We start from the raw sequence: 26,706 nt of genomic DNA, 5'->3' as shown, positions 1-26,706 counted from the left end.
ATCGGTACGGCGTCAGTGAATGGCGAACACCCGTGCCGGAAAACCGCTGCCCTCCAAGGGCTTTGCCCACGTGGCGATCAGCATGGCGCCGGATTCCGGTAGTTCATCCAGGTTGGCCAGCAGCTCGATCTGCCAGCGGTCCTGGGCCAGGACGTATGTTTCCAGGCTGAAGTCCTGCCGTGAGGTAGCCATGCCGGGATCCGTGTCGGTCTGCTCGTGGCCTACGGCAGCAACGGAGCGCTCCTCGACCAGATACCGAAGCACCTCCTGGGACCACCCGGGTGTGTGGCTGATGCCGTCGTCATCCCTGTTGGCCATTGCCGATGCGTCCGGCCAGTGTTTGCTCCAGCCGGTCCGAAGGGCAACGAACGCCCCGTTTGGGACGGCCCCGTTGCGTGCTTCCCATTGCCGGACATCGTCAAGGGTGGGGGTTGCGTCCGCATCGTTTCTGACACGGTGGCTGATGTCCAGGACAACCAGGGGAAGCATCATGTCCTCCACAGGTATCTGGTCCAGCGTCCGGCCTCCCCGGACAAAATGCGACGGCGGATCCACGTGCGTGCCCCACTGGCCCACAATCGAATACCTGTGGGCGGTGAATCCGTCGCCCTTTTCCATATCGAAAAGGGCTTCCCGTGTCTCGTCGGGAAAGGCCGAAAAGTGCGGTTGGCCGGGGTGGAAGGCGTGGGTGAGATCCGTGAAGGTCCTGTTGCGGAGGAGTGGTGCAACCTCTTCCCAGACTGAGGCGCTCATGATGCCACCCGCATTTCGGTGCAGGAGTCCATAACACTGCTTGAGACGCTGAGGGGTCCCGAAACCTCGATCACGGGAACCTCCCATGGGTGAATGTCGACGATCGTCTGGACGAGCTGTTGGACGGCGGTGTCGTCCAGGGAGTCGTCAAAGTACGTCGTGAAGACAAAAGTGGGTGAGATGGTCCGCTGGCCTACCCTGCCCAGGGTGGGATTGGCTCCTTCTGCCACTGTGAATCCCTCAAAGCCGGCCGAGGATTCGAAGACATGGTGGTAGTTCCCGAACCCGCCCAGCTCCGGGGTTGATGTCAGCGCGTCCAGCAACGAGGCGATACCGGCGTCGGACTCAAGGGCCTGAAGCTGACCGTCGGCGAGCTGGGTCATCGTCTCTACCGAAATGGGCCAGTGGATGCGAAGCTTCCGCACCGGTTTCAGTTCGATGTTCATGGCAGTGGACCTTCCGTCAGTTGCTGTTGCAAGCCATCGTGCCATGACGTGACGAGCATTACAAGCATATCGAAATGCTTATTATGCACGCCGGTCACAATTCCGGAGTCTTCACCGGTCACAGTCCTGCCACAGGTTCCCCATGTACAACTCACAGTGACTGCAGCTTTGATGGAGGCATGACATCTCCTCAACAGCCGCACCCGAACCACGACAAGGGACTGGAGTTCGACCTCTCCACGCTCCTGAGCCGGCGGCGGACCTTGGGCGTTCTTCTCGGGACGGGAACCGTTGCCGCCCTCGCCGCCTGCACGCCGGGGACGCAAGGCGGCGGTGCGACGCCGTCGGGAACCTCCGCCGGTACCGTCACCCCATTGCAAGGCACGACGGCGGCCACCTCACCGTCGGCGGAGGCCACCAGTACGGTGACCCGTGCCTTGGCCGAATGCGGAGCGGAAATCCCGGAGGAAACGCTGGGGCCCTACCCGGGCGACGGCTCAAACGGACCCAACGTCCTGGAGGCTTCGGGAGTTGTGCGACGCGACATCAGATCCAGTTTCGGAGCGTCCAATACGAAGGCCGCAGGAGTGCCGCTCACTGTCACCTTGACGCTGTTGGATAACGCCAACGGGTGTTCTCCCCTGGCGGGCGCGGCTGTGTATGTTTGGCATTGCGACCAAAACGGCAAGTATTCGCTCTACGATTCCGGCCTGGAAGACGAGAACTACCTGCGCGGCGTCCAGGAATCGGATGAAAATGGCCAACTCACTTTCAGCACGATCTTTCCCGGCGCCTACATGGGCCGCTGGCCTCATATTCACTTTGAGGTATTTGAGTCGATGAGCAACGCCACCAACGCGGGCCAGGTGCTGGCGGTGTCGCAGATAGCCTTGACTGAGAGCGCCTGCAAGACCGTGTATGCAACCACCGGTTACGAAAACAGTGCCCGAAGCTTCCCGAAAACCACCCTGTCCTCTGACAACGTCTTTGGTGACGATGGGGGCATATACCAGTTGGCGACTATTTCCGGCTCGGTTGCCGGCGGCTATGCGGCCGCCCTGAACGTCACCATCTGACCCCGTAGCTGTCCGGGGCAGGGTGCAAGGCGGTCCGGACAGGCGGTTGAATCCATGCGGCTAGACTCGGGAGCATGCCTTCAAACGCTTCCGCAGCAGTTGACCATATCCAGGATCTCGGCGCGTACGTCTCGGCGTCGCCGTCGAGTTTCCACGCAGTGCACGAGGCCGCGCGCCGCCTTGACGAGGCCGGTTTCACTGGATTGGACGAGCGGCAGCCGTGGGACGGTGGAGCGGGAAAGTTCTATGTCATTCGTGACGGCGCGTTGATCGCCTGGGTTACCCCCACCAATGCCGGACCCACCACCGGCTTCAACATCCTGGGTGCCCACACAGATTCACCGTCCTTCAAATTGAAGCCCAAACCCACCACCGGCAAGTTCGGCTGGCTCCAGGCGGGAGTCGAGGTCTACGGTGGCCCGCTCCTCAACTCGTGGCTGGACCGCGAACTGCAGCTCGCCGGCCGGCTGGTCATGCGCGACGGCACCGAGCACCTCACCTCAACAGGGCCGCTGCTGCGTTTTCCCCAGTTGGCCATCCACCTTGACCGGGGCGTCAATGACAACGGTCTGCACCTGTCAAAGCAGCAGCACATGAACCCGATCTTTGGCCAGGGCGATCCCGTGGGCGAGGACCTTCTGGGACTGCTGGCCGCCGGCGTCGAGGGCGCCTCGGTGGATGCCTCCGAAATCGGCGGATACGACGTCGTGGTGGCGGACACGCAGGCTCCTGCGGTTTTCGGGGCGAAGGGCGAGTTCTTCGCCTCCGGGCGCATGGACAACCTTTCCTCCACTCACGCGGGGTTGGTGGCCTTGATTGCCCATGCTTCCTCGTCCCCGGAGGACGGCCCGATCGCTGTTCTTGCAGCGTTCGATCACGAGGAGATCGGCTCCAATTCGCGCTCGGGCGCTTGCGGTCCCATCCTTGAGGACATGCTGGTGCGCATCTCTGACGGATTGGGAGCCTCGGTGACCCAGCGGCGGCAGGCCGTAGCGGCGTCGTTCTGTGTTTCCGCGGACGCCGGCCACGCTGTCCATCCGAACTACGCCGAGAAGCATGACCCGGCGAACAAGCCGGTTCTCAACGGTGGTCCCCTCCTGAAGATCAATGCCAACCAGCGCTACGCCACCGATGCCGCGGGAGCTGCGCTGTGGGCCAGGATGTGCGCCGAGGCGAACGTGCCCTACCAGGAGTACGTCTCCAACAACGATCTTCCCTGCGGATCGACCATCGGCCCGTTGACTGCCACGCGCCTGGGGATCCGCACCGTGGACGTCGGCATCCCGCTGCTGTCGATGCACTCGGCGCGTGAGCTGTGCGGTGTGCAGGATCCGCATCATCTTGCGGCGGTGACGGAACTGTTCTTCCGGACGTCGGTCTAGACGAAAGCCTCAAACACTCGTTTCGCGCATATTTCGAATGTTTTCATAAGGAAACTTGTGTTGACTGTGACAATACATTTTGTGCAGTCTCCCTTTTTTGGAGGTGTCAAAATGTCCAATTGCACAGCAATCCGCCCTCTGGTGCTGGCTAGTGTGGGAAAGTCGTGTGGCCCGTGGCACACCACTCATGGCCCAACTCAAACCCAAAGGACGGCGCCGATCCATGCACGCTGACCAACAGCTTTCAAAGTCACTGAAACCCCGCCACCTCTCCATGATCGCCATTGCGGGCGTCATCGGAGCAGGTCTGTTTGTTGGCTCCGGTGCTGCTATCCAGCAGGCCGGACCCGGCATCCTGGTGGCCTATCTGGCCGCCGGCCTGGTTGTCATCCTCGTCATGCGCATGCTTGGTGAGATGGCGGCCGCCAACCCGGAGACGGGTTCGTTTTCCACATACGCAGACAAGGCCCTTGGCCGCTGGGCAGGGTTCAGTATTGGCTGGCTTTATGCCTGGTTTTGGATCATCGTCCTCGGCATCGAGGCAACGGCGGGTGCCGCCATCATGCACCGCTGGGTTCCCGGCGTCGATCAGTGGATCTGGGCGTTGGTTCTCATGGTTCTCCTGACGCTGACCAACCTCGGATCAGTCAAGTCCTACGGCGAGTTCGAATTCTGGTTCGCTTCGATCAAGGTTGCGGCGATCGTGATCTTCCTCCTTGCAGGCATCGCAGCAATTCTCGGTCTCATGCCCGGTGTATCCGCCCCGGGTGTCGCCAACCTGCTGGACCAGGGCGGCTTCATGCCCAACGGTCCCGGCGCAGTGCTGGCGGGCATCCTCGTCGTGGTCTTCTCCTTCTTCGGTGCCGAAATCGCGACCATCGCTGCGGGTGAATCCGAGAACCCCGTAGACGCCGTCAAGAAGGCCGTGAAGTCCACAGTGTGGCGCATCCTGATCTTCTACATCGGCTCCATCGCCATTGTTGTCACGCTCCTGCCGTGGAACGACGCGTCCGTCGCCAAGAGCCCCTACGTCGCCGTCATCGAGCTCTACGGCATCCCGGGCGCCGGCACCATCATGGACATCGTGGTCCTCACCTCGGTGCTGTCCTGCCTGAATTCAGGGCTCTACACCGCCAGCCGCATGCTCTTCTCGCTCTCCCGGCGCGGCGATGCTCCCAAGTCGTGGATGAAGATTTCCAAGCGCGGTGTCCCCGCAGCAGCCGTCCTTGCTTCCACGGTGGTTGGTTTCATCACGGTTGGCTTGAACTACATCGCGCCGGACACGGTGTTCCTGTTCCTGGTGAACACCTCGGGCGCGATCGCCCTGTTCGTGTGGCTGGTCATTGCGACTTCCCAGCTCATCCTGCGCAGGCGCATGGGTGCTGCAGCGCAGCAGCTCGAGCTCAAAATGTGGTTCTTCCCGTACCTCACCTGGATCGCCATCGGCAGCATCGTGGCGCTCATCATCGGCATGGTCATCCTCGAGTCCACCCGCGAGTCGCTGTTCCTGTCGCTGGGCCTCGCCGCTGTGGTGGTGGGCATCGGAGTGTTCCGCTACCGCAGGAACGGTGGCAGCCCGCACCAGGATGCCGCTTCAGCCGAACCTTCCGCGGTCGGTTCCGGCCCGGCGTCGTAAGTTTCTTTCTGATGCGGGGCAGTTGCCGTCGGTGTTCGACGGCGGCTGCCCCGTTTCGTTTTGGCCCGGCATGATGAGCGGCTGCTTGGGCTACGCGGCTGCGTGGGCTACTGGGCCAGGCCGATCACCAGGTTGATGGTGACGGCAAGGATCACCGTGCCAAACAGGTAGGAGAGCAGGCTGTGTTTCAAGGCTTCCGCCCGGATCCGGTGGTTGCCGAGGTTGGTGTCGGACACCTGGTAGGTCATGCCCAGGCTCGTGGCCAGGTAAGCAAAGTCCGTGTACTGGGGTGGCCGTTCCTGGTTGAAGCTGATTCCGCCCACCTCACCTCCGGCATCTTCTGCAGGGCTGTAATAGAGCTCCGCGTAGCGAAGCGTGAAGAGGGTCTGCACCAGCATCCAGGACAGCGCGACGCAGGCAAGTGCCAGAGCCCCCGAAGACAGGCGTGATCCGGTGCCTTCCGTGTGGGAGTTGACGATCACCGCCACGGCCGCGGCAATACTGGCAAGGTTCGCGATGAGAATCAGGAGATCGGTGACTCCGCGGGAAGGGTCCTCGGACGTGGCATGCTGCTCCGTTTGGTCGGGGTCCATCCGCGCGATCACCAGCCAGACCCACGCTACATAGACCAGTGCTGCCGTCGCCCAGCCCACGGCGGGCGCGTCCACCCAGCTCCCTGCCAGCCCCGTTGCGAGGAACGTCGACGCGCCGGCAACCATCATGGCGACGAAGCGCAATCTGCTGCGTCGGACCCTGACGCTTTTCGCTTGCCCGCCGCTGGTCACGGTTGTTCCCGTGAGGTGGAGTCCTGGGAGATCTTCTTCGCCTGGAGGATGCCGTCCCTCACTCCAGCGCGGACCACGAAGTACAGGGCGTAGAGGGCTATCGCGGCAAAAACAACGGTCAGGACCAGGTTGTTCAACGGTGTGGCATCCATGGCGCCACTCTAACGGGACGTCCTCAAGGTGCCAGGAATCCACGAATCGGACATGTTCGTGTTACTGTCTTTGTCGCTGTCAAGGAGAAAAACGAAAGTTGCTTTCTCCTGATCACCTTGCGCGGGTGGCGGAATGGCAGACGCGCTAGCTTGAGGTGCTAGTCCTCGAAAGGGGGTGGGGGTTCAAGTCCCCCTCCGCGCACAGAGAAACCCCTGGAAGATCCACGATCTTCCAGGGGTTTTGTCGTTGGGCCATGCGGCATGACGCCGACCCAGGCGGATTTATCCACATACGCCAAGTGCCCCGTTCCGGGCCGGGATCCGCCCGAATAGCTTTGAGTGCAGGAGATGCACTAAGATATTGAAGTCTGTGTTACGCCCTCCTTCCGAATCTTCGGCGGGGGAGCGGTGCACAGCATCGCAAATGAACCTCCTGTTACGGAAATACCGTAACCGCTTAGCCCAAAGGAGGTGGGTTCACATATGCGTCCTTACGAATTGATGGTAATCATCGACCCCGAGGTCGAAGAGCGTACCGTAGAGTCGTCGCTTCAGAAGTTCCTTAATGTCATCACCACCGATGGTGGAACCATCGAAAAGGTTGACATCTGGGGCCGTCGCCGTCTGGCATACGACATCAAGAAGAAGTCCGAAGGTATCTACGCCGTGGTGAACTTCACCGCTGCACCGGCTACCGCCAAGGAACTTGATCGCCAGCTGTCTCTCAACGAGACGATCATGCGCACCAAGATCATCCGCCCCGAAGACCAGAAGGTCGTTGCTGAGTAATCAGCCCCTTCAAAATCTTTACACCGCAGGAACGAACAAGGAGGCAGTAGATGGCAGGCGAAACCACTATTACGGTCATTGGTAATCTCACCAATGACCCGGAGCTGCGGTTCACCCCGTCTGGCTCAGCAGTAGCGAACTTCACCATCGCTTCTACTCCCCGGACCTTTGACCGCCAGTCCAATGAATGGAAGGACGGGGAAACCCTGTTCCTCCGTGCATCGGTATGGCGCGAAGCAGCCGAGAACGTAGCCGAGTCCCTCACCAAGGGCATGCGCGTGATCGTTTCCGGCCGCTTGAAGAGCCGTTCCTACGAAACAAAAGAAGGCGAAAAGCGCACCGTTATCGAGCTTGAGGTCGACGAAATCGGCCCCAGCCTGCGTTACGCAAATGCCAAGGTCAACCGTACCCAGCGCTCCGGCGGTGGACAGGGTGGCTTCGGCGGCGGTAACTCCGGTGGCTTTGGAGGTGGCGCTCCTGGTGGAAACCAGGGCGGCGGCAACTCCGGTGGAAGCTGGGGCGGCAACCAGCCCGCACAACAGCAGGATGACCCCTGGGCTACGCCCGGTGTCAGCAACGCTGGCGGCTGGGGCAACGGCCCGGATTCCGAACCTCCCTTCTAAACACCAAATAAAAGTCCGACGCCGGACACCCGCCGGGACTGCCGCAAGGCACCTTGGCGATCACCGCCGTCGAACACCACCATCCCGTGGATCAATATCCACGGGCTCCATAGAAAAGGAGCTCCACGATGGCTAAGGCTGAACTCCGTAAGCCCAAACCAAAGTCCAACCCCTTGAAGGCCGCTGACATCACTGTCATCGACTACAAGGACGTAGCACTGCTGCGCAAGTTCATCTCCGACCGCGGAAAGATCCGCGCTCGTCGCGTTACTGGCGTTACCGTTCAGGAACAGCGCAAGATCGCCCAGGCAATCAAGAACGCCCGCGAAGTTGCTCTGCTGCCTTACTCCGGCGCTGGCCGCGGCTAAGGGAAGGGATTAACTAACATGGCAAAGCTCATTCTGACCCACGAAGTAACCGGTCTCGGTGCTGCTGGCGACGTTGTCGAGGTCAAGGACGGTTACGCACGTAACTTCCTGCTGCCCCGCGGTTTCGCCCTGACCTGGTCGAAGGGTGGCGAGAAGCAGGTTGAGTCCATCAAGGCTGCCCGCGCTGCTCGTGCCCACGCTTCCGTTGAAGCTGCACAGGCACAGGCCCAGGCTCTGTCCTCCAAGAAGGTCAAGCTCGAGGTGAAGGCCGGCGAGTCCGGTCGTCTCTTCGGTACCGTCAAGCCGGCCGACGTCGCTGCTGCTGTTGAGGCTGCCGGCCTCGGCGCCATCGACAAGCGCAACGTTGAACTGCCGAACCACATCAAGTCTGTCGGTTCGTACCAGGCCAACGTTCGCCTGCACGAGGACGTTTCCGCTGTCATCGACCTCGAGGTCGTTGCAAGCAAGTAGTCTCTGACTGCAAGGAAGGCCCCCGCTACCGGATTCCGGTGGCGGGGGTTTTTCTGTGCACCGAAGTGACACTTAATGCCAATGTTGATGCGGCGTCTTCAGGTGGCTAGTGCAACACCCCTGTAGTTGGAGGGGTGTCATGGTCAAGAAGTTGCCGTGGTCGGTTCGTGCGTGTGCGTATGAGCACTTGCTGGCGGGTGAGGACACGGGACGAAGTGCTGCCGCGGCTGGGGTGTCCCGGCAAGCGGTGTCGCATTGGGCGAAACTAGCGGGCATGGAACTTATCTCCGGCCCTGGTGGTGGCGTGCGTCTTCCGATGGCTTCGGAGGTGCTTTCGCGGGATAAGGAGCGAAGGTACCGGCGGCTGACTTTGGAGGACCGGGCTTATATCAAGGCCTGTCTGGGCTTGCCGGAGCCGCGTTCCATGCGACAGATCGCCAAGGAGTTGGGCGTGCATCCATCAACGGTGTCCCGGGAGATCCGCCGACACAGTATCGAGCATTGGGCCCGGCGCTATTACGACGCCGGGGTTGCCCAACACCGGGCACTGGTCCGCCGTAGACGGAACCGGCCCGTGAAGCTCTCTGCGGGAACGGCGGTGTGGAAGGAGGTCGTGGCACGCTTGAACCAGCGTTTCTCACCTCAACAGAGCGCTGCGGACCTGAAGAAGACGTTCCCCGAGCAGCCGGAGATGCACGTGTCCCACGAGTCAATTTACCAAGCCCTTTACGTGCAGGGCCGGGGTGCCTTGCGGCATGAACTTGCCGTGGAGAAGGCCCTACGTTCGGGCCGGACCGGTCGTAAGCCCCAATCAAAGCTGCCTGCCAGGAACGTAAGGCCCTGGCTTGAAGGGGCCCGGCTGAGCGACCGGCCCGCCGAAGTCCAGGACCGGGCCGTGCCCGGCCATTGGGAAGGTGATTTGGTCGTGGGTCCCGGTAACTCCGGGATCGTCACCTTGGTCGAGCGCTCCTCACGGTTCACTTTGCTGGGCCGGCTGCCGGGAGCCAGGGACAGCGCGACGGTCATCGAGGTCATGCAGAAAATGATCCACACCCTGCCCCAGGCGATCCTTAAAACGATCACCTGGGACCAAGGCACGGAAATGGCTCAACACGCCAAGTTCACAGTAGCGACCGGCTGCCAGCTGTTCTTCTGTGACCCGCACTCACCCTGGCAACGCGGCACGAACGAGAACACCAACGGACTGGTCCGCGATATCCACCCCAAAGGCACGAACTTCAACCAGGTCAGCGACGAAGAACTCGCCCACACCCAGCACCTGCTCAACATCCGACCGCGTCAAACACTCCAATGGGACACCCCAACTGAAAGACTGACCAAAATAATCGATGGTGTTGCACTAGCAAGCTGAAACCGCCTGCCTGGAACTGTCATTAACTGCCACCTCGGGGAGCGGCTAAGGCGTGTGGTGCTCCGTCATCACGTGCTGGTAGCCGGCGCGGATCATCTCTGCCAGCACATCCCGATCCACGTCGTCCAGCTTGTTGAGGTACAGGCAGGCCGTGCTCGTCTTGTGCTTGCCGAGCTCAGGGAGGAGCCTGTCGGCGTCGGGCCCTTCTGTGACGCCGTACAACACCAGGTTCGCTTTTCGCGGCGAGAACCCGACGGCGGGGGCGTCGCCTTCGCGGCCGGTCTGGTACTTGTAGTGGTAGCTGCCGAACCCGACAATCGTGGGACCCCACATGACAGCTTCATGGCCGGTGGCTTCGCGCATCATCTCCAGCAGCTCAACGCCGTCCGCACGCCGGGTAGGGTGCTCGACGGCCGCCAGGAATTCCTCGACCGACACGTCCGTGGGCTGGGTCTTGTTCTCTGCCATGATCGTAGTTTTGCAGACGCAGGTCATGGCCGCCAGCACCCCGGTGATAGCCTTCCTGGGTGACTTCAGAAGCTTTGCGCACCCGTCCGTTCCATCAAGTGGACGTCTTCTCCGACCAGCCGTACCGGGGAAACCCCCTCGCCGTCGTGGTGGACGCCGAGGGCCTCAGCACGGAGGCAATGCAGCATTTCGCCAACTGGACCAATCTCTCCGAGACCACGTTCCTCCTTCCGCCGACGGATCCCGCAGCGGACTACAGGGTGCGGATTTTTACCAGCAGCGAGGAGTTCCCGTTCGCGGGGCATCCCACCTTGGGGTCCGCGCACACCTGGCTGCAGTCCGGGGGAGTGCCAAAGGCGGATGGCGTTGTGGTTCAGGAATGCGGCGCCGGCCTGGTCCGGGTGAAGCACGACGCCGGACGGCTGGCTTTCGCCGCTCCGCCGCTGACGCGTTTCGGTCCGGTAAGCGAGACTGAACGCGCCCAACTGGCTGCAGGGCTGAGCCTTCCCGAGGCTTCGCTTCTGGATGTGTCGTGGCTGGTCAACGGCCCGGAATGGATCGGCGTGCTCCTTGAATCAGCCGAACAGGTGCTGGCCCTTGAACCTGATTTTGCTGCGATGGGCGACCTCAAGGTTGGCGTGATCGGCTCGCATGAGCCAGGTGCAGCTGCCGATTTCGAAGTCCGCACGTTCGTTCCGGGTGACGCCATGGTGGAAGACCCCGTAACGGGCAGCTTCAACGCGGGAGCGGCCCAGTGGCTGATCGGTACCGGGCGTGCACCAGCGGAGTATGTCGCGGCCCAAGGAACGGTCCTTGGCAGGGCCGGACGCATCCATGTCTCTGCCGAGGATGACGTGATCTGGATCGGTGGGGAATCGACCACCTGCATCGAAGGCAGTGTGCTGCTCTGACGTCACGGTTTCCCTGTCGTCACGCCTTCCTGGGCTTGGAGAGTACCGAGAGCATGACGATGCCCGCACTGAACAGGGCCTGGACCATCCCCACGGCCCACGGAGTGTAGCCAAGATAGAGCCCTACCAGCAGCGGAACCATGGCCAGGATGGTCACGTCGAGTCCGCGCATGAGGGAACCCAGCTGGGCGCGTGGAACGGGGCCGAAGGGCGTGTCCACCGGGGGAGCCGACCAGTCCGGGGCGGCTTTGGTGGCGGAACGGAGCGATCCCGCACCCATCCCGATTCCTGCCAGGGCACCTACCGCAATCAGGGCAGGATCGGAAGCGCCCAAAAGAACCAGGAGCCCACTGAGGGCGGCCATCCACACGGCCATGGCCAGGCACGGCATGAGGGCACGGCTGCTGCGGACCAGCGCCGGGTGGAGGGGGAGCAACGCATCGAGTTCGGGCACCAGTGCCGCCTTGCGGGCCACGCCGCCCATGCCGGAAGCCGTAGCGCAGCCGGCGATGACGATGATGCCCAACTGCGCGAATTCGGGCAGGCCGCCTTCGACCAACAGCATGGCGACGCAGGCCACCAGCCACAGCCATGAAGGTAGCAGGGGCGGATTCAGCCTGAGGAAAGCCACAACATCCGCCCGGATCAGCGCCCGAAGCGGACCTCCGGCCGGGCGGGCGAAGAAGCCCGCGGCCCTGCCGCCGTCGACCGTTTTCCGACCGGCGCCCAGCGCACGCAGTACCTCGTTGGAATCCATCATGAACAGGGAAGCTCCGGCATGCCCGGCCACCGCCCCGCCGCGGATCAGCTCCTCGCTGCGCACCTCACCCGTGCGCGGACCCGCAAGGACCAGAAGTACGACGGCGGTGGCTCCGGCCAGCGCTGCCGGCCAGGGAGATTCAGGGAGCGCAGGAAGGACCGCGCAGGCAAGGAGCACGACCATGGTCATCGCGCGGCCAAGCCGGGGTCGGACCATGCCGAGCTGCTGGAAGGCCGCTAACGCCACGGCGATGACCCCGGCCGCTGCAAAGGTGACTGATGCAAGAAGATGCCCGATCGGCGTGCGGTCAACAGCGGTGACCATGCTGAACGGCAGGAAAACAATGGCCAGGCCGGCCGAAGTGAGAACCACTTTGCGCAGGAATGGGGGCAGGACCATGGGGCGGCGGTCGATGGGGAGGGACAGCCACCAGGTGCTCTCAGGTCCACCCACCGTGACAGGACCGAGCTTCCGGGCGAGGTTGGCCACGATCAGCAGGAAGGCGTACGTCACGGTCGTCCACAGCACGGACTCGGGGAGGACAAGCCACTGTTCCCCGATGATGCTGCTGCCCGCGGAGCTGCGGTCGGCGATCTCGTTGCGGAGGGCCAGTACGAACGAGGCCGCGATGGTCAGCGAAACGGCAATGCCAAGTCCCCAGCTGTACGCGTCGACGAAGCGTTCACTCAACGAAATCCGGCTGCGCTTGTAACGCCGGGTGGTGCTGCGGGTAAAACGGACGATCTCCGCGGCGAGGTTACGGTCCGCCGTCGAACCATCAACTGTCAGTAACTCAGGACCCGGCAATGATCGACGCTCCCCGCTCGGGCTCCAGCTCGCGGACTTCATGGTCGATGACCAGGCAGGAAGAGGCCGTGGCGAGCAACAGCTCCGGATCGTGGGTCACCAGCACCACGGCACCGCCGTTCCGGGCGTGTTCAGCGATGCGCACCCCGAGTGCCACCCGCATCATCGGATCGAGGCGCTGTTCCGGCTCGTCAAGGATCAGCAGCGAGGATGGACGGATCAGGCCTGCTGCGAGGAGGAGCCTGCGTCGTTGCCCGGAAGAGAGGGCATCCGGGATCGCGTCGGCTCTGCCAAGAAGTCCGAAGAACCCGAGTTCTTCTTCCACCCGCCCTTCAGGGTCGGCTACGGAATGGCCGCGGGCAACGAGGAGCAGGTGCTCCCTGACCGTGAGCGAGGGGAAGAACAGGTCGTCGTCGAAAACGGCCGCTACCTGCCGACGGAACGGCACCGCGTCGGGATCGATGAGGAGGCCGTGGACTCTCACGTCTCCGGCCAGGGGAGCCTGGCGACCTGCGATGGTCCTGGCTACCGTCGACTTCCCGGCACCGTTCACCCCCACGATTCCAAGGACTTCGCCGGCAGCCACCGAAGCGGATACCTCTCCACACACTGGAGCTCCGGCATATCCCACAAGCAAGCCTTCGGCTTCCAGTACTGACCCCATGGTGCAACCCTACCGGCGGAACGGGCGCCGGCTCCCGGTAGCGTTGGGCATGGGGCCCGCGGAACCCGGGCGAAATGGACGAATGCGGGAGTGCCGGCTTGCCGGCGGAGTTGGAGAAATGATGAGGGACTTCGAAACCCTGATTGCGGAGGCCACGGAAGCCGACGTGGATGGCTGGGGGTTCGGATGGCTGGATAAGCGCGCCACAGAAGAGCGCCCGCCCTGGGGGTTCGCCGCGTTGCAGGCAGACCGCTTGGCCCAGGTCCGAAGCGCCCTGGACCTGGACACCGGTGGCGGAGAAGTGTTGTCAGAGGCCCGCAGCTTTCCCGAAAGGATGACAGCCACCGAGGCATGGCCACCCAACGCCGCCCGCGCCCGGGCCTTGTTGGGACCGCGGGGCGTGCAGATCGTGGAGCCAACCGCCGGCGATGCGCTGCCTTTCCCTGACGGGTCGTTCGAACTGGTCACTGCCCGGCACCCCGTCAGCCCGGACTGGAATGAGATCCACCGCGTCCTGGTCCCCGGCGGCCACTATTTCGCCCAGCACGTTGGGCCGGCGTCGGCCTTTGAACTCATCGAATATTTCCTGGGACCGCTGCCCGAGCAGCGGAAGGGCCGCGACCCGCAGGCCGAGGTTGCAGCAGCAGAAGCCGCGGGGCTTACCGTGACGGACCTCAGGACGGCCCGGTGCCGCATGGAGTTCTTTGACGTGGGTGCGGTGGTGTGGATCCTGCGCAAATGCGTGTGGTGGATCCCCGGGTTCACGCCGGAACGGTACCTCGACCAGCTCAAGGAACTGGATGGCCGGATGAGATCCGGACATCCCTTTGTTGCGCACTCCACCCGGCACCTGATCGAAGCGCAGCGGAAAGCGGGAGCAACACAGTCTGAGGACAGTTAGAGGAGTGAGCGGGCCTCCAGGTCTTCCATGGCCCAGCTGAGGATTCTGAGGTCGAAGGGATCGCGTTCCAGGATCCCGAAAAGGTAGGCGTCAAAGTCCCAAAGCATGGCATTCCCGCCATTTGCCCAGTACCAAGCCCATAAATCGTCAAGGGTGATCTCATGCTCAAGGACGAGTAGTCGTGCTGTCTGGCGTGAGTCCATGGGATTTCCCCGCTGCTGCCGCAGCACCACGCCGCATCCAGCTGATCGACAAAGGTTCACATCTGGGAACCCATTTTCATGGTTTCACGTTCGCTGTATATCCGAAACCCCCACGGGTTGCGAATACTATGGGAACCTCCGAGGATACAACCGCCTGAATAAGGGACCTCGCAATGAATCAGGAGTACATCGTGGATTCTGCCCGGACCTTTGAGTCGATCGTTATCATTTTCAATCCCAACAGCACGGGGGATGCGCCGGAGCTCGCGCAGCAGTTGCAGAAGAAGCTGAAGGAACTCCTCACCTATCAGCCCGAGATCACCCTCCAGCCGACGGAGCACGCCGGCCACGCCGTGGATCTGGCGCGGGAAGCGGCAGCCAAGGGCGGGGACGTCCTTGTGGTCTCGGTGAGCGGCGACGGCGGCTACAACGAGGTCGTCAATGGCGTCATGCAGGCGGGTAACCCCAAGGCAGTATGTGCTGTCCGGGCGGCAGGCAACGCGAATGACCACAGCCGGATCATGGCCACCAAGCCCTTGGAAGAGGCCATTGCCGAGGGGCATGTCCACAACATCGACCTTCTCCGCATCCACACAGGGCAAAAAGGTGACGAACCGCTTGAATATGCGCATTCGTACATCGGCTTCGGTTTGACCCCGGTGGTTGCCACGGAACTGGAAAAGGGCAGCAAAGGCGCACTCAAGGAAATGGTCACTGTCATACAGACCTTCTCCAAATTCGAGCCGTTCGCCATCCGTTTGGCCGACGGAAAACGCCGCAAGTTCGACAGCCTGGTCTTTGCGAACATCCACGAGATGGCCAAATACGCCACGTTGAGTGAAGCCGACGGGCACCCGTCGGACGGCAAGTTCGAGGTCATCACCTTCCCGCACATGGCCAAGTGGCGCGTGCTCCTGACTGCCTTGAAGGCCACCACCCAGGGCCTGGGGGACCAGCCCAGCGTGAGCAACTACGAATTCACCACCCTCAAGCCGCTTCCTTACCAAATGGATGGCGAGGTGAAGAGCGTGGAGGCCAACGTCAAGGTCACGGTGGAGTGCGCTCCCCGCGCCCTCGCAACACTCGGATAAGGCTCTTAGCCTGCAGGCGCGCAGGCGGCGGTGACAAAGTCGTAGACGCGACCACGCAGGTCATTTGATGCCGGGACCTTTATCAGGCCCTGCCGTCCTCCGAGCCTGATCCTGAGTGGCAGGAGCGTGCCCACCTTGTCTTCGGCGACGGCATGGGGGTCGCAGCGTGCCGGGCGGATGGTCAGGGGCAGTTCCTGTTTGTCCGTGCCCACGGTGACGTTCGTGGGCCAGGGGTTACCGGGGGACTGCGCCAGCAACGTAGTCTCGTCGATCGATTCGATGGTGAGGCTTTGCGGCCCCCCGCCCTGCGTGGCCGGGGTGATGATGAGTCGCACGACGGCGGTCCGTCCGTCCGTTGCCACCTTCAGTTCGGGGTCCAGCACCATGGTGGCGACGGCGGCAGCTTCAGTTGCGATGCAGAGTTCGGTTGCGTTTCTGGTCAGCACCCCGAAGGGGTCGGTGGCCTCAGTGGTTTCCTTCGTGGCTTCCTTGCCGGGTTCGGAGTACTCCAAGGTTGCTCCGATCGGCGGCTCGGAGGTGTCTTGTGCTGCTCCGCAGGCCGCCGCAGGCAGTGCCGTGGGCACAGCTTTGGGCTGTCCCGGGGGCAGTTCGAGGCCGCTTTCGGGTCGCTGCCAGAGAATCTCTTCCTCATAGAGGGGCGAACGAAGCCGGGCAGAGGTCATTGTCAGGGGCGTGGCCGTGGTGTTGGTGAACTGGATCTGGATGGCTTGCTTGCCGTACTGGTCACGGGACTGGTTGACTTCCACGGCGATGGCTCCGGCGCTGGTGCTCGCCGAGGGCTGCGGGGAGGCGGCACCGGAGTCGCAGGCGGACAGGGCAGGCATCATCGCCGCCAGGACCAGAAACCCGGCAAGGACACGCCCTTTTCGGCACACCATGCGATCAGTGTAGGTGTCGCTGGGGGCGCGGGTACGATGTCGCTGACGCACAGCTTTCAACTCCGCCCAAGGAGTTGCCATGAAAGGCGGTATCCATGTCATTCCAGGCTTACCTCGACGCCATTGAGGACAAAACAGGCCTCACGCCGCGGCAATTGGTCGAGATCGCGGAAACCAAAGGCTTCAGCGACCCCTCGGTGAAGGCGGGCACCATCCTTGAATGGCTTAAGTCGGACTACGGCCTAGGCCGCGGCCACGGAATGGCCTTGGTGCATGTCATCAAGAAGGGAGCGCAGATCGACAGCCGGCACGTGGGATCCGAGGGAAGCCACCGGGACGAGTCGGACATGCTCTGGTTGGACGGCAAGGCCAGCAAGCCGTCATCGTGACCGCTGGAGGTCACTGGCCATGAAACACTAAGCATGCTTAGCTTAGTGTCCACTGCACCATCCGTACGCGCGCAGAAAGGTTCACATGTCTACCGTGACGCAGCTGTTCAAAACCCCTGCCGCAGATGTTTGGAAGGTTGTCCAGGAGGGCTGGCTGTATTCCGGGTGGGTGGTTGGCGCCTCAAGAATCCGTTCCGTTGACGACCATTGGCCGGAGAAGGGGTCCGGGCTTCGTCACTCCGTGGGCTCCTGGCCGTTCCTCATCGACGACAGCACACGCGTGACCGCCGTCGAACCCGGGCGGATGCTGGAGCTTCTCGCGAGGGGCTGGCCCCTGGGCGAAGCCACAGTGCGCATCACCTTGGAAGACGTTGGAGACTCGCAATGCAGGGTTTCCATTGCCGAGGATGCCGTGCGTGGACCGGGCAAGATGGTGCCCAAGAAGCTGCGTGATCCCGTTATTGCAGTCCGGAACCGCGAAACCCTCAGACGGCTGGAACTCATGGCCCTGGGCGGGGCCGGGCGGCACAGCTAGGAGCGCACCACCCAGTCGAAAGCGTCGGCCTTGGATCGTGCGCCCTGCGCTGACTTGGAGCGGTTCGGCTCATCAAGCTCCGCCAGCAACGTCTCCGACAGCACCACGAGTTCGCCAAAGATCCCCGGGGTCAGCCAGTCCGGGCGGGTCGCGAACAGGATGTCCTCGCTGGAAGTGTTGCCGCTGGCACCCGGGGCAAAGGGGCAGCCGCCAAGACCCCCCAAAGCGCCGTCCACCATGGCAGCTCCTGCCTGGATGGCTGCGAGGGTATTTGCCACGCCCAAACCCCAGGTGTCGTGGCCGTGATAGACGATCCGGCGGGCAGGGGATTCGTCCCGCACACGTGCCACCAGTCCGGCAACCTGGGCAGGAACCGCCTGGCCCAAGGTATCGCAGATGACAATGTCCGTGGTGCCCTCGGCGCGGGGATCATTGGCAATCGAGAGTATGCGTTCTTCGGAAATGTTGCCCTCAAACGGGCAGGTAAAAGATGTTGCGATGCACAGCTGGATCTGCCCGTTCACGGCGCGTGCGTATTCGACGGCCTCGGGCAGGGCCGCCAGGCTCTGATCCGTGGTGCGGCCGATGTTCGCCTTGTTGTGGGAATCCGAGGCGGACAGGCAGTACTGGAAGTTCCGCGCCCCCGCAGCCGATGCCTTCGCCACGTGGCCGGGGGTGGCTACCCAGATCCAGCACTTCTCCAGTTCCTCCGGCGTAAGCGCCTGGACGACCTCCAAGGTGTTGGCCATGGTGGGAACCAGGTCGGCGCGGGCCATGGAGCCGAGTTCAATGGCGGGCACGCCCAGGCGCAGCAGCTCCCGGACGGTTTCGATCTTCTGCTCAGCCGTCAGGAGCTTGCCCGTGAGTTGCAAGCCGTCGCGCAGAGTGACGTCCCGAAGGATGGCTTGGCCCAGTGTTCCGGCAAGGGGGTTCTCAACGTGGTTCATGAGCGTACTGCTTCCTCACGGCCGGATGCGGCATCGATTTGGCCCGCACTCATGCCCAGCAGGCCACCGAGGATCTCCTGGGTGTTCTCACCGAGGTCCGGCCCGAGGTTGCGGATAGGCAGGGATTGACCGCCGATGACGGGCACAATCCCGGGGAACCCAACGCCGGGGATGGTCTCCTCGCCCGTGGAAACATCGAATTTCTGGATCATGTTCCGTGCCGCGTACTGGCTGTCGTCGCTGATGTCCGCCGCTGTGTAGATGGGTCCCGCGGGGACGCCGGCGGCTTCCAGCACGGCCAGGGCTTCGGCGGCAGGCAGCGTGGCCGTCCATTCGCCAATTGCCTGATCGAGCTCTTCACGCCGGGTCCAGCGCCCGGCATTGCCCTGCAAATCCGGGCGTTCGGCCAGGTCCGGGCGTCCGATGGTCTGCATGTACCGCTGGAAGATCGAATCACCGTTGCCGGCCACCACGATGCTCGCGCCGTCCCCGCACACGTACGCGTTGGAGGGGGCAATGCCTTCCATCCGCCCACCCACGCGCTGACGGTCCACGCCGTAGGCCTGGTAATCCGGAATCAGTGATTCCATCATCGAAAACATGGCCTCATGCAGGGCAACGTCAATGACGCGTTCGGTGAGGGGAACGCCGGAACCCGGGTCCCGGCGTCGTGCTTCGCGTTGGAAGAGGCTCATGACGGAGCCGAAGGCGGCGTACAGTCCCGCGATCGAGTCTCCAATGGAGACGCCGACGCGCACCGGTGCGCGGTCCGGGTCGCCCACCAAGTTGCGGAACCCGCCGTAGGCTTCGGCGACGGCGGCAAAACCGGGCCGTCCGGACAGTGGCCCCGTCTGCCCGAAGGCGGAGATACGGGTGACGATGAGCTCGGGGTTTGCCTCGTTCAGGACTTCCGGGCCGAGGCCCCACTTTTCCAAGGTGCCGGGACGAAAGTTTTCCAACAGGATGTCGCACTTCGCCACAAGCTCCAGGACCGCCTGTTTGCCGGCATCCGTGCGGAGATCGAGGACCACTGACTTCTTGTTCCGGTTCAGCGTCCGGTAGAGCATGGAGGTGGTGCCCTTGTGGAGCCGCCAGTTGCGCAATTCGTCACCGGTTCCCGGACGTTCCACCTTGATGACTTCGGCGCCGAAGTCGGCAAGGAGCCGGCCCGCGGTAGGAGCCGCGATGTAGTTGCCGAGCTCCAGGACCCGGACGCCGTCCAGCGGGGCGATTGTTTGCTCTGTCATGGTCTTCTTTCGTGCGTGGCTGGCGAGGGCAGCAGTAGGGAACCCCTTACACTCTGGCACGGTATGGCCGGCTCCACCATCGTCACGGCCGTTGGCGGGCATTGTCGGTGACGGAAGTAGACTCACGCTATGGGTTTCCTGATCCGGACCGCCACCGAGGTGGACGTTCCCGGCATCGTCGCGGTGGAGCTGGCCGCTGGCCGGACCGCGCCCGCCGCCGCCCGGGCGTTCGGGCTGAGGATCGGCAGCGCCATCGCTGATCCCGGGCGTTTGGTTCTTGTGGCCGGGATGCCTCCGGACGTACCGGCGGGCGGAGGCTCCGCCGTCGTGGGTTGGGCCAAAACGCACCAATGGGATTTCCCGGACGGATCGGCGCCCGCCGGTCATTATCTGGCCGGCATCACCGTGCTGCCGGATTTCCGACGACGAGGGCTGGCCCAGGAGCTTACCGAAGCAAGGCTCCAATGGATTTGGCAGCAGGCCGGCGACGCTTGGTACGTAGTGAACGCCCGCAACCAGGCCTCGTTGGCACTGCACCGGAAATGGGGGTTTCGTGAGGTCGCGCGTGGCCCGGGTTTTCATACGGTGACGTTCGACGGCGGTGAGGGCGTCCTGCTCTCGGCGGCACGGCCGCTGTCCTGATCCCATCCAACGGCTCCCCGCCTTAGCATGGGTCCAGGGATGCGCCGACTGGGGGAGTGTGTGATGGGGCCTTTGGATTCGATTCAAGCCAGTGCAGGGAAAGCCGAAACGGCTCAAGTGCCACCGCGACCGAAGGTTCCACGACGTCGCACCTCACGGCTGCGGAAGCTCGAGCTGGCCATCCTGGTGGTGTTGGTCCTGGCCTTGGCTCTTTCCGCTACGCCCTGGCCGTCGGCCTTGCTCATCCGCAGTGTTTTTGAACGGGGTGCCCAAGCCACCATCGACGAGATGACGCCTTACGTTCCCGACACGCCCCTGGAAACCCAGGCCGGTGTTGTCTACAAGCCAGGCTCCACGTTTGACGTTTTCAGCCCGCAAGGCACGGCGGCTCCCCTTCCTACGGTCGTGTGGATTCATGGGGGCGCCTGGATTTCCGGGGCACAACGCGACGTCAATCCCTATCTGCAGATTCTGGCGGCCAAGGGCTACACCACGATTGGGATGAGCTATGCGATCGCGCCGGAGGCCACGTACCCGACCGCTGTGCGGGACATCAATGAAGCCCTGGCGTATATCAAGGCGCACGCCGCCGAGCTCAATGTGGACACCAGCCGCATCGTCCTCGCAGGGGACTCCGCCGGCGCCCAGCTGGCCAGCCAGATGACCACGCTCACGGTGAACCCGGAGTATGCCAATCTCATGGGAATCCAGCCGGCCCTCCGGAAATCGGAGCTTGCTGCCACCATCCTGCATTGCGGTGTCTACGATCTTCGCGCCATGGCTGACCTGAACGGCATCGTGGCGTGGGGTTTCAAGACTTCCCTTTGGGCCTACACCGGCACCAAGGATTGGTCTGCCACGTATGCCGGGGCCACCATGTCTACCATCGACTTTGTCACCCCCGGTTTCCCGCCGACGTTCATCAGCGGCGGCAACGGCGACGGCCTCACTTGGCTCCAATCCGTTCCGTACAGCAACCGACTGAAGGACGCCGGGGTGCCGGTGACGGAGCTGTTCTGGCCGGCCAATCATGAGCCCGAGCTGCCGCACGAATACCAGTTCCACTTGAATTTCAGCGAGGCGCAGGAGGCCCGGGACAGGACGTTCGATTTCCTGGCGCGGTATACCGCCAAAGTATCTCCATGATGGAACTATTATGGGGGAATGGCTGATTCCCCTGAACGTCGGATAACCCGCACTCCCCTCCTCTTCTGGGCTTCTGTTGTCTGTGCCGCGGTACTGGTCCTGGTGCCGGCATGGATGCTTGCGGGGAACCCGGCCGTACTGCGGGGCCACCCCTTGCTTCCGTCGCTTTTGGTGACTGCCGCCGTCGTCGGGCTCTTGTGGGGCTTGCTGCTGTGGCGGCGTCGACGCGCACAACGGCCGCGTTCTGTCGTGCGGACGGTCGGGTCCTGGCTTGGGCGCGTGGCGGTGCTGGCGCTTGTGGCAATGCTCTTCTGGCTCAATCCATTCGCGTACCAGCCACCTGCTGACCAGGCCTCAGGCCCGGCGTCCAGCTTTTCGATCACCGAGGACCCGACGTCGATCGTGCTGACTCCCGAGGCTAGTGAGGTCAGTACAGGCTTGGTGTTCTATCCGGGCGCCCGGGTTGAAGCCCGCGCCTACGTGGACCTGCTCAAGCCCGCCGCCGATGCCGGGTTCCTGGTGGTCATTCTGAAAGAGCCCCTGAACCTCAGCTTGCTAAACGGAGACCAGGCCCGCAGCGCCATGGCCGCCCACCCCGCCATCACCACGTGGGCAGTGGGAGGCCACTCGCTCGGCGGGGTAAGTGCCAGTTCCTTCGCGCTTGGCAACGCCGATGTGGACGGGCTGCTTCTGTACGCCTCCTACCCTTTGGAATCCCTCCGGGAGCGTGCGGGGCTGATGGTCGAGTCCATTTCCGGAACAGAAGATGGCCTCAGCACTCCGGCGAAGATCGAGGCCTCCCGCGACTTGCTGCCGGGTGACACCAGGTTTGTCGCGGTCCAAGGCGGGAACCATGCCTTCTTTGGAAATTACGGAGCGCAGCCCGGAGACGGTCAGCCGGGCGTGGACAGGTCCGTGGCGCAGGCGCAGATCGCCGCGGCTACTGTGGAGTTCCTGCAGCAACTCAAGACTCCGTAGGCCAGGAGGGAATACTTCCGGAAGGGCCCCTGTTCTTAGATTTAGATGCAAATGCATGTAAGCTGGATGAACAAGCAACAGGAGAATGCCATGGAAACCCGCCGCATCACCGTACTTTCCGCCGGACTCGGAGTCCCGTCGTCGAGCCGCTTGCTGGCGGACCAGCTGGCAGCTTCTGCCGAGCGGCAGCTGCGCGGAGCCGGCTATGAGGCGAAGATCGACATCGTCGAGCTGCGCGACCTGGCGGTGGACATCGCCAACAACTTCGTTACCGGCTACGCCGCACCGCGCCTCGCGGAGGTGATTGCCGGCGTCGAGGATTCCGATGCCATCATCGCCGTCAGCCCCGTCTTCAGCGCCTCTTACAGCGGTCTGTTCAAGTCGTTCATCGACGTCCTCGATCCCAAGTCGCTGGACGGCAAGGCCGTACTGCTGGGCGCGACGGGCGGCACCGACCGCCACCAGATGGTCCTCGACTACGCCATGCGGCCCCTGTTCAGCTACCTGCGCACCAGGATCGCGGCTACGGGCGTCTTCGCGGGGCCGCAAGACTGGGGAAACACCGACGACGGCGCCTCGCCACTTTCGTCGCGGGTGGACCGCGCCGCGGGTGAACTCGTGCAACTGCTCAACGGCACGCAGCCGCATCGCAAGGACAACGCCCTCGAGTCGTTACCGTTCGAGCAGCTGCTGGCCGGAATCTCAGCCGGCAGGTAGGCCGAACTTTTAGCGGGCGCCGGTCGTTGGGGCAAGCATGAAGTGTCCTGTGGATTCCATTGACCTGGTGATGAGCGAACGAAGCGGCGTGGAGATCGACTACTGCCCACAATGCAGGGGAGTGTGGCTGGACCGCGGTGAGCTGGACAAGATTATTGACCGCGTAGCAGCTGAGACCGGCCCGGCCGTCAGCCGGCAGGCGCCACCACAACCGCCGATCGCCCCGCCGCCCCTCTATAACCCGTTTGAATCCCGTCCGCAGGAACCGCGGTACGACGACAGGGACCGCCGCGACCGGCACGATCATGACCGCGACCATCATGACCGTGACCGTCGGGACTACGACCGGCGGGATGGTGGCCGCGACCAGTACGGCCGCAAGCGGAAGAAGAAGGAAGGCTTCCTGGGCGACCTCTTTGACTTCTAGCTAGTCGTCCAGAAGCTCGATGAATTCCCGGGCCTGCTTGATGTTGATGTCCGAATGGCGGGTCAGGGCCAAGGCCGCGCCTTCCACGTCACCGCTCTTGGCCAACGTGCGGATCCGTCCGTAGATTTCGTCGTTGAGCATATTGCTGCTGACTTCGCGGGTGACGTCACCCTTGCTGACGATTGCCCTGTAGCGGTAGGGAAAGCGCTCCGGTTCATCGTCCTCATCCGCGAGCAGGTCTTTGGCCGGGGCTTCCGGCGTGAATGGTTGCGGGTGTGCCGCCAAAGCGCCCACGGCGTTGCGCGAGGCCCGCAGCCCCTCACCCGTGGCCTGCAGATACAGCTTGATCGCCGCCATGCCCTGGCCCTGGGCTATGAGCGAGTACAGCTGGCGGTGCTGTTCCTGGTTGAGCTTGGCCGCAGACTCCTTGGCCAGATCCACGGGGTCCATTGGCGCATTTGCTGCGTCGTTGCCCGCCTTTGTTTCAGCAGAGCGCTTGGTGAAGGAATGAATGAGCAGGAGCACTCCCGCCACCACCGCAATGAGGATCAGGAGCGGAATGAGGATGGAATCCATGGCGTTGTCAGAGCCGATCTACGTAGTTCTTGGCGGTAAGCAAATCTGAGTGGGTGGCTTGGCGAAGAACTTTGATGGCTTCAATCTTTTTGCCGCTTCGGACCAGGTTCTGCAGCTCGAAGGCGAGCTGGGGGTTGAGCTGGCCGTTGGGAAGCACAGCGGGTTGGTGGCCCTGCTGGCCGGCGGCCTGCGAACGGGCGGCCTGCGCCTGGACTGCCGTGCGGTTCTGCTCGGTCTGCTGGCTGTGTTGGGCTTCGTTTTGGCTCGGCTTGGTGGTGGCCTCGATGCGGGCTCGAAGGGCCAGCGCCTCTTGGACCTGGGAAGCCTGGTGCGCGGCGGAGCGGGCTGCCAGTTCCCGCTGGTATCTCTCAGCATCCGACACCCCGGTGTCCCGTGGTTTGAAGGCCGCAGTCAAGGCCCACAACAGGCCCAGGAGGACAAGAAGCGGAAGGGCAATCGTCAACACGTCACCAAAGTTCATCCCCATGCTTAGAGCTTATGCCAGAACTGCGTTATCCACAGCACATTCCACGGTGGGCATAGGCTTCTGAGAGGATAGTGTCAAATTCAGCCACGAAAAGTAAGATGCATCACATTTGGGGCATGTTTATGGTGCTTTTAGCCACTCCGGGCCTCCTTGGAACCCTTGGGGCTGTGGATGATTTTCCGCTGAATCTTTCTTTAGTCCACAGCTTGTGAGAAGCGTTTCCGCAGGTCAGAGTGTTGATTCCGTCAAAAGAATTTCTCTATCCACAGAGTAGTGCACAGTCTGTGCACAACGTGGAGGTGGTATTCCACAGCTTATCCACAGGGGCCTTCGGGTACCTGCTGTAACGTGTCTGAAGTGTCCATTTTGGGCACGGATATCCCCGAGTCGAGTTTCCTTGGTCGCAAAAAGCCGCTTACGGTGACGATCTCAGGGAAGCGGCTGTGGATAACTTGTGGATACCGCTATTTTGTCGGAGCTGCCTGACATTCTCGGAGCAACCCCGGCGGACGGTTTAGCCACACACTGCGCTTTACAGGCCGCCAGGGAGTTCAGCCCTGCAGCGGTACAAAAATGGAGGACGGCTTTGTCAGTTACGCACTTGGACTCAATCGAGGGCACTCGCGCTTCGGACTCGAGCCGGAAGCCTCCCCAGGACATTCCTGCCGAACAGTCAGTACTGGGCGGCATGATGCTGTCCAAGGATGCGATCGCCGACGTCGTCGAAATCGTCCGCGGACATGACTTCTACCGGCCGGCGCACGAGACCATCTATGAATCCATCATTGACCTCTACGGCCGTGGTGAACCTGCTGATGCCGTGACAGTATCGGACGAGCTGACCAAGCGCGGCGAGATCAACCGGATCGGCGGCCCCGCCTACCTCCACGAGCTCATCCAGACTGTTCCCACCGCCGCAAACGCCGGGTACTACGCGGAGATCGTGGCCGAACGAGCGGTCCTCCGCCGCTTGGTCAATGCCGGCACCAAGATTGTGCAGATGGGCTACGGCCAGGACGGCGAGGTGGAGGACCTCGTCAACCAAGCACAGGCCGAGGTCTACGCGGTGGCTGAAAAACGCACCGCCGAGGACTACGTGGCGTTGAAGGACGTCATGGAGTCCACTGTGGACGAGATCGAAGCTTCGGGCCACCGCGGCGAAGGCATGACCGGTGTTCCCACAGGATTCTACGAGCTCGATGAACTGACGCACGGCCTCCACCCGGGCCAGATGATCGTTATCGCAGCCCGCCCGGCTGTTGGTAAGTCCACTTTCGCGTTGGACTTCGCCCGCTCGGCTGCCATCAAGAACAACCTGGCCACGGTCATGTTCTCCTTGGAAATGGGCCGGAATGAGATCGCCATGCGTCTGCTCTCCGCAGAAGCCACCATTGGCCTCCAGGATCTCCGCAAGGGAACCATCAAGGACGAGCAATGGTCCAAGATTGCCACCACCATGGGCCGCATGAACGATGCTCCCCTGTTCATTGATGACAGCCCCAACATGTCCCTCATGGAGATCCGGGCGAAATGCCGCCGCCTGAAGCAGCAGCATGACCTCAAGCTCGTGATCCTTGACTACCTCCAGCTCATGAGCTCGGGCAAGAAAGTTGAGTCCCGACAGCAGGAAGTCTCCGAGTTCTCGCGTGCACTCAAGCTGCTCGCCAAGGAGCTCCAGGTTCCCGTCATCGCGCTGTCACAGCTGAACCGTGGTTCCGAGCAGCGACAAGACAAGCGCCCGATGGTTTCCGACCTCCGTGAATCAGGCTCGATCGAGCAGGACGCCGACATGGTCATCCTGCTTCACCGTGAAGACGTTTACGACAAGGAATCGCCGCGTGCGGGTGAAGCGGACATCCTGATCGCCAAGCACCGTAACGGCCCCACCAAGGACATCGTGGTCGCCTTCCAAGGCCACTACTCGCGCTTTGCCAACATGGCCGGCGACACCGGCGGTGGCGGCGGGTTCTAATCTTCTTGTGGCCCTCCCCGGACAACGTGACCGGGCCAGTAGTGTTGACTCGGTCCGCGTCCGCGGGTTTATCAATGACTTATTGG

General features: G+C 62.7%; 32 protein-coding genes and 1 tRNA gene. 20 read left to right on the top strand and 13 right to left on the bottom strand.

Annotation, left to right across the window (positions count from 1 at the left end):
- Positions 1-12: 12 nt before the first annotated feature.
- Both ACNAOU_RS21865 and ACNAOU_RS21860 read right to left on the bottom strand, forming a co-directional pair.
- Positions 13-753: a cyclase family protein gene (locus ACNAOU_RS21865; RefSeq protein WP_189076447.1), complete on the bottom strand. Its 741-nt coding sequence runs from the start codon at positions 751-753 to the stop codon at positions 13-15.
- Complete coding sequence (locus ACNAOU_RS21860) at positions 750-1,199, bottom strand: hypothetical protein (protein ID WP_422757744.1); 450 nt, start codon at positions 1,197-1,199, stop codon at positions 750-752. The genes ACNAOU_RS21865 and ACNAOU_RS21860 overlap by 4 nt, the downstream gene beginning before the upstream one ends.
- Positions 1,200-1,378: 179 nt before the next feature.
- On the opposite strand from ACNAOU_RS21860, the gene ACNAOU_RS21855 reads away from it, so the two are divergent.
- The 3 genes from ACNAOU_RS21855 to ACNAOU_RS21845 all read left to right on the top strand — a co-directional run bounded on the left by ACNAOU_RS21855 (position 1,379) and on the right by ACNAOU_RS21845 (position 5,293).
- The gene (locus tag ACNAOU_RS21855) at positions 1,379-2,275 is read left to right on the top strand and encodes a 3,4-dioxygenase subunit beta (protein WP_189076445.1); all 897 of its coding nucleotides are present in this window, start codon (positions 1,379-1,381) and stop codon (positions 2,273-2,275) included.
- Between the two features lie 74 nt (positions 2,276-2,349).
- On the top strand, positions 2,350-3,657 hold the full coding sequence (locus ACNAOU_RS21850; protein WP_110504782.1) for a M18 family aminopeptidase: 1,308 nt from the start codon (positions 2,350-2,352) through the stop codon (positions 3,655-3,657).
- Positions 3,658-3,880: 223 nt separating this feature from the next.
- Entirely contained in the window at positions 3,881-5,293 is a 1,413-nt protein-coding gene (locus tag ACNAOU_RS21845; protein ID WP_189076444.1) for an amino acid permease, read from the top strand.
- Between the two features lie 107 nt (positions 5,294-5,400).
- Here ACNAOU_RS21845 and ACNAOU_RS21840 read toward each other — a convergent pair whose 3' ends face one another.
- Both ACNAOU_RS21840 and ACNAOU_RS21835 read right to left on the bottom strand, forming a co-directional pair.
- Positions 5,401-6,078 (bottom strand): DUF1345 domain-containing protein, encoded by a 678-nt coding sequence (locus ACNAOU_RS21840; protein WP_229778656.1) that lies wholly within the window; start codon positions 6,076-6,078, stop codon positions 5,401-5,403.
- Positions 6,075-6,230: a hypothetical protein gene (locus ACNAOU_RS21835; RefSeq protein ID WP_179128458.1), complete on the bottom strand. Its 156-nt coding sequence runs from the start codon at positions 6,228-6,230 to the stop codon at positions 6,075-6,077. Before ACNAOU_RS21835 ends, ACNAOU_RS21840 begins: the two co-directional genes overlap by 4 nt.
- A 119-nt stretch (positions 6,231-6,349) precedes the next feature.
- Between ACNAOU_RS21835 and ACNAOU_RS21830 the strand changes: the two genes are divergently transcribed.
- The 6 genes from ACNAOU_RS21830 to ACNAOU_RS21805 all read left to right on the top strand — a co-directional run bounded on the left by ACNAOU_RS21830 (position 6,350) and on the right by ACNAOU_RS21805 (position 9,853).
- Positions 6,350-6,432, top strand: a tRNA-Leu gene (locus ACNAOU_RS21830).
- Positions 6,433-6,713: 281 nt separating this feature from the next.
- Positions 6,714-7,019, top strand: coding sequence for a 30S ribosomal protein S6 (gene rpsF, locus ACNAOU_RS21825; RefSeq protein WP_011776755.1), 306 nt, complete (start codon positions 6,714-6,716; stop codon positions 7,017-7,019).
- Positions 7,020-7,069: 50 nt separating this feature from the next.
- Positions 7,070-7,642: a single-stranded DNA-binding protein gene (locus ACNAOU_RS21820; RefSeq protein WP_018778530.1), complete on the top strand. Its 573-nt coding sequence runs from the start codon at positions 7,070-7,072 to the stop codon at positions 7,640-7,642.
- Between the two features lie 128 nt (positions 7,643-7,770).
- Entirely contained in the window at positions 7,771-8,010 is a 240-nt protein-coding gene (gene rpsR, locus ACNAOU_RS21815) for a 30S ribosomal protein S18 (RefSeq protein ID WP_003800144.1), read from the top strand.
- Positions 8,011-8,028: 18 nt separating this feature from the next.
- Positions 8,029-8,481, top strand: coding sequence for a 50S ribosomal protein L9 (gene rplI / locus ACNAOU_RS21810; RefSeq protein WP_018778531.1), 453 nt, complete (start codon positions 8,029-8,031; stop codon positions 8,479-8,481).
- A gap of 139 nt (positions 8,482-8,620) precedes the next feature.
- Positions 8,621-9,853: an IS30 family transposase gene (locus ACNAOU_RS21805; RefSeq protein ID WP_422757743.1), complete on the top strand. Its 1,233-nt coding sequence runs from the start codon at positions 8,621-8,623 to the stop codon at positions 9,851-9,853.
- A 45-nt stretch (positions 9,854-9,898) separates the two neighbouring features.
- Here the strand turns inward: ACNAOU_RS21805 and ACNAOU_RS21800 are convergent, their stop codons facing one another.
- Positions 9,899-10,321 carry a DUF1801 domain-containing protein gene (locus tag ACNAOU_RS21800; RefSeq protein ID WP_079582314.1) on the bottom strand — a complete coding sequence of 141 codons (423 nt, stop codon included), beginning with the start codon at positions 10,319-10,321 and terminating at the stop codon, positions 9,899-9,901.
- 59 nt (positions 10,322-10,380) lie between these two features.
- Here ACNAOU_RS21800 and ACNAOU_RS21795 point away from each other — a divergent pair, with 59 nt between their 5' ends.
- Complete coding sequence (locus ACNAOU_RS21795) at positions 10,381-11,232, top strand: PhzF family phenazine biosynthesis protein (protein WP_422757742.1); 852 nt, start codon at positions 10,381-10,383, stop codon at positions 11,230-11,232.
- 19 nt (positions 11,233-11,251) lie between these two features.
- Here ACNAOU_RS21795 and ACNAOU_RS21790 read toward each other — a convergent pair whose 3' ends face one another.
- Together ACNAOU_RS21790 and ACNAOU_RS21785 are read right to left on the bottom strand one after the other, a co-directional pair.
- The gene (locus tag ACNAOU_RS21790; protein ID WP_422757741.1) at positions 11,252-12,841 is read right to left on the bottom strand and encodes a DUF6297 family protein; all 1,590 of its coding nucleotides are present in this window, start codon (positions 12,839-12,841) and stop codon (positions 11,252-11,254) included.
- Positions 12,786-13,463 (bottom strand): ABC transporter ATP-binding protein, encoded by a 678-nt coding sequence (locus tag ACNAOU_RS21785; RefSeq protein WP_018779439.1) that lies wholly within the window; start codon positions 13,461-13,463, stop codon positions 12,786-12,788. Before ACNAOU_RS21785 ends, ACNAOU_RS21790 begins: the two co-directional genes overlap by 56 nt.
- Before the next feature lie 121 nt (positions 13,464-13,584).
- Here ACNAOU_RS21785 and ACNAOU_RS21780 point away from each other — a divergent pair, with 121 nt between their 5' ends.
- On the top strand, positions 13,585-14,364 hold the full coding sequence (locus tag ACNAOU_RS21780; RefSeq protein WP_354628234.1) for a class I SAM-dependent methyltransferase: 780 nt from the start codon (positions 13,585-13,587) through the stop codon (positions 14,362-14,364).
- Here the strand turns inward: ACNAOU_RS21780 and ACNAOU_RS21775 are convergent.
- Entirely contained in the window at positions 14,361-14,567 is a 207-nt protein-coding gene (locus tag ACNAOU_RS21775; RefSeq protein WP_035734196.1) for a hypothetical protein, read from the bottom strand. The genes ACNAOU_RS21780 and ACNAOU_RS21775 overlap by 4 nt on opposite strands.
- 173 nt (positions 14,568-14,740) lie before the next feature.
- On the opposite strand from ACNAOU_RS21775, the gene ACNAOU_RS21770 reads away from it, so the two are divergent.
- Positions 14,741-15,658 carry a diacylglycerol/lipid kinase family protein gene (locus tag ACNAOU_RS21770; RefSeq protein ID WP_227453614.1) on the top strand — a complete coding sequence of 306 codons (918 nt, stop codon included), beginning with the start codon at positions 14,741-14,743 and terminating at the stop codon, positions 15,656-15,658.
- A gap of 5 nt (positions 15,659-15,663) precedes the next feature.
- Here ACNAOU_RS21770 and ACNAOU_RS21765 read toward each other — a convergent pair whose 3' ends face one another.
- A complete protein-coding gene (locus ACNAOU_RS21765; protein WP_413305335.1) occupies positions 15,664-16,557 on the bottom strand; it encodes a hypothetical protein in 894 nt (297 codons plus the stop codon).
- A gap of 95 nt (positions 16,558-16,652) precedes the next feature.
- On the opposite strand from ACNAOU_RS21765, the gene ACNAOU_RS21760 reads away from it, so the two are divergent.
- Together ACNAOU_RS21760 and ACNAOU_RS21755 are read left to right on the top strand one after the other, a co-directional pair.
- Positions 16,653-16,946 carry a DUF4287 domain-containing protein gene (locus tag ACNAOU_RS21760; protein ID WP_422757740.1) on the top strand — a complete coding sequence of 98 codons (294 nt, stop codon included), beginning with the start codon at positions 16,653-16,655 and terminating at the stop codon, positions 16,944-16,946.
- An 85-nt stretch (positions 16,947-17,031) separates the two neighbouring features.
- Positions 17,032-17,481, top strand: coding sequence for an SRPBCC family protein (locus tag ACNAOU_RS21755; protein ID WP_055974117.1), 450 nt, complete (start codon positions 17,032-17,034; stop codon positions 17,479-17,481).
- Here ACNAOU_RS21755 and ACNAOU_RS21750 read toward each other — a convergent pair.
- Positions 17,478-18,428 (bottom strand): hydroxymethylglutaryl-CoA lyase, encoded by a 951-nt coding sequence (locus ACNAOU_RS21750; RefSeq protein ID WP_055974114.1) that lies wholly within the window; start codon positions 18,426-18,428, stop codon positions 17,478-17,480. The genes ACNAOU_RS21755 and ACNAOU_RS21750 overlap by 4 nt on opposite strands.
- A complete protein-coding gene (locus ACNAOU_RS21745) occupies positions 18,425-19,675 on the bottom strand; it encodes a CaiB/BaiF CoA transferase family protein (RefSeq protein ID WP_018779431.1) in 1,251 nt (416 codons plus the stop codon). The genes ACNAOU_RS21750 and ACNAOU_RS21745 overlap by 4 nt, the downstream gene beginning before the upstream one ends.
- 129 nt (positions 19,676-19,804) lie before the next feature.
- Between ACNAOU_RS21745 and ACNAOU_RS21740 the strand changes: the two genes are divergently transcribed.
- The 5 genes from ACNAOU_RS21740 to ACNAOU_RS21720 all read left to right on the top strand — a co-directional run bounded on the left by ACNAOU_RS21740 (position 19,805) and on the right by ACNAOU_RS21720 (position 23,585).
- A complete protein-coding gene (locus tag ACNAOU_RS21740; protein ID WP_018779430.1) occupies positions 19,805-20,317 on the top strand; it encodes a GNAT family N-acetyltransferase in 513 nt (170 codons plus the stop codon).
- 117 nt (positions 20,318-20,434) lie between these two features.
- Entirely contained in the window at positions 20,435-21,463 is a 1,029-nt protein-coding gene (locus tag ACNAOU_RS21735) for an alpha/beta hydrolase (RefSeq protein ID WP_275777043.1), read from the top strand.
- Between the two features lie 18 nt (positions 21,464-21,481).
- Positions 21,482-22,441, top strand: a complete 960-nt coding sequence (locus ACNAOU_RS21730) for an alpha/beta hydrolase (protein ID WP_275777041.1) — start codon at positions 21,482-21,484, stop codon at positions 22,439-22,441.
- Between the two features lie 90 nt (positions 22,442-22,531).
- Entirely contained in the window at positions 22,532-23,158 is a 627-nt protein-coding gene (locus ACNAOU_RS21725; protein ID WP_275780005.1) for an FMN reductase, read from the top strand.
- 49 nt (positions 23,159-23,207) lie between these two features.
- Positions 23,208-23,585 carry a zf-TFIIB domain-containing protein gene (locus ACNAOU_RS21720; protein WP_018779426.1) on the top strand — a complete coding sequence of 126 codons (378 nt, stop codon included), beginning with the start codon at positions 23,208-23,210 and terminating at the stop codon, positions 23,583-23,585.
- Here the strand turns inward: ACNAOU_RS21720 and ACNAOU_RS21715 are convergent, their stop codons facing one another.
- Entirely contained in the window at positions 23,586-24,161 is a 576-nt protein-coding gene (locus tag ACNAOU_RS21715) for a hypothetical protein (RefSeq protein ID WP_275777038.1), read from the bottom strand. It lies immediately after the preceding gene.
- A 7-nt stretch (positions 24,162-24,168) separates the two neighbouring features.
- The gene (locus ACNAOU_RS21710; protein ID WP_039243490.1) at positions 24,169-24,642 is read right to left on the bottom strand and encodes a hypothetical protein; all 474 of its coding nucleotides are present in this window, start codon (positions 24,640-24,642) and stop codon (positions 24,169-24,171) included.
- Between the two features lie 592 nt (positions 24,643-25,234).
- Here ACNAOU_RS21710 and dnaB point away from each other — a divergent pair.
- Entirely contained in the window at positions 25,235-26,620 is a 1,386-nt protein-coding gene (gene dnaB, locus ACNAOU_RS21705) for a replicative DNA helicase (RefSeq protein ID WP_018779423.1), read from the top strand.
- Positions 26,621-26,706 lie beyond the last annotated feature (86 nt).

This window comes from Paenarthrobacter sp. C1 (genome assembly GCF_049315185.1).
GTDB classification, from domain to species: Bacteria; Actinomycetota; Actinomycetes; order Actinomycetales; family Micrococcaceae; genus Arthrobacter; species Arthrobacter nicotinovorans.
Note: the sequence above shows the minus strand (reverse complement) of the source record. Positions and strands in the feature narration are given on the sequence as shown.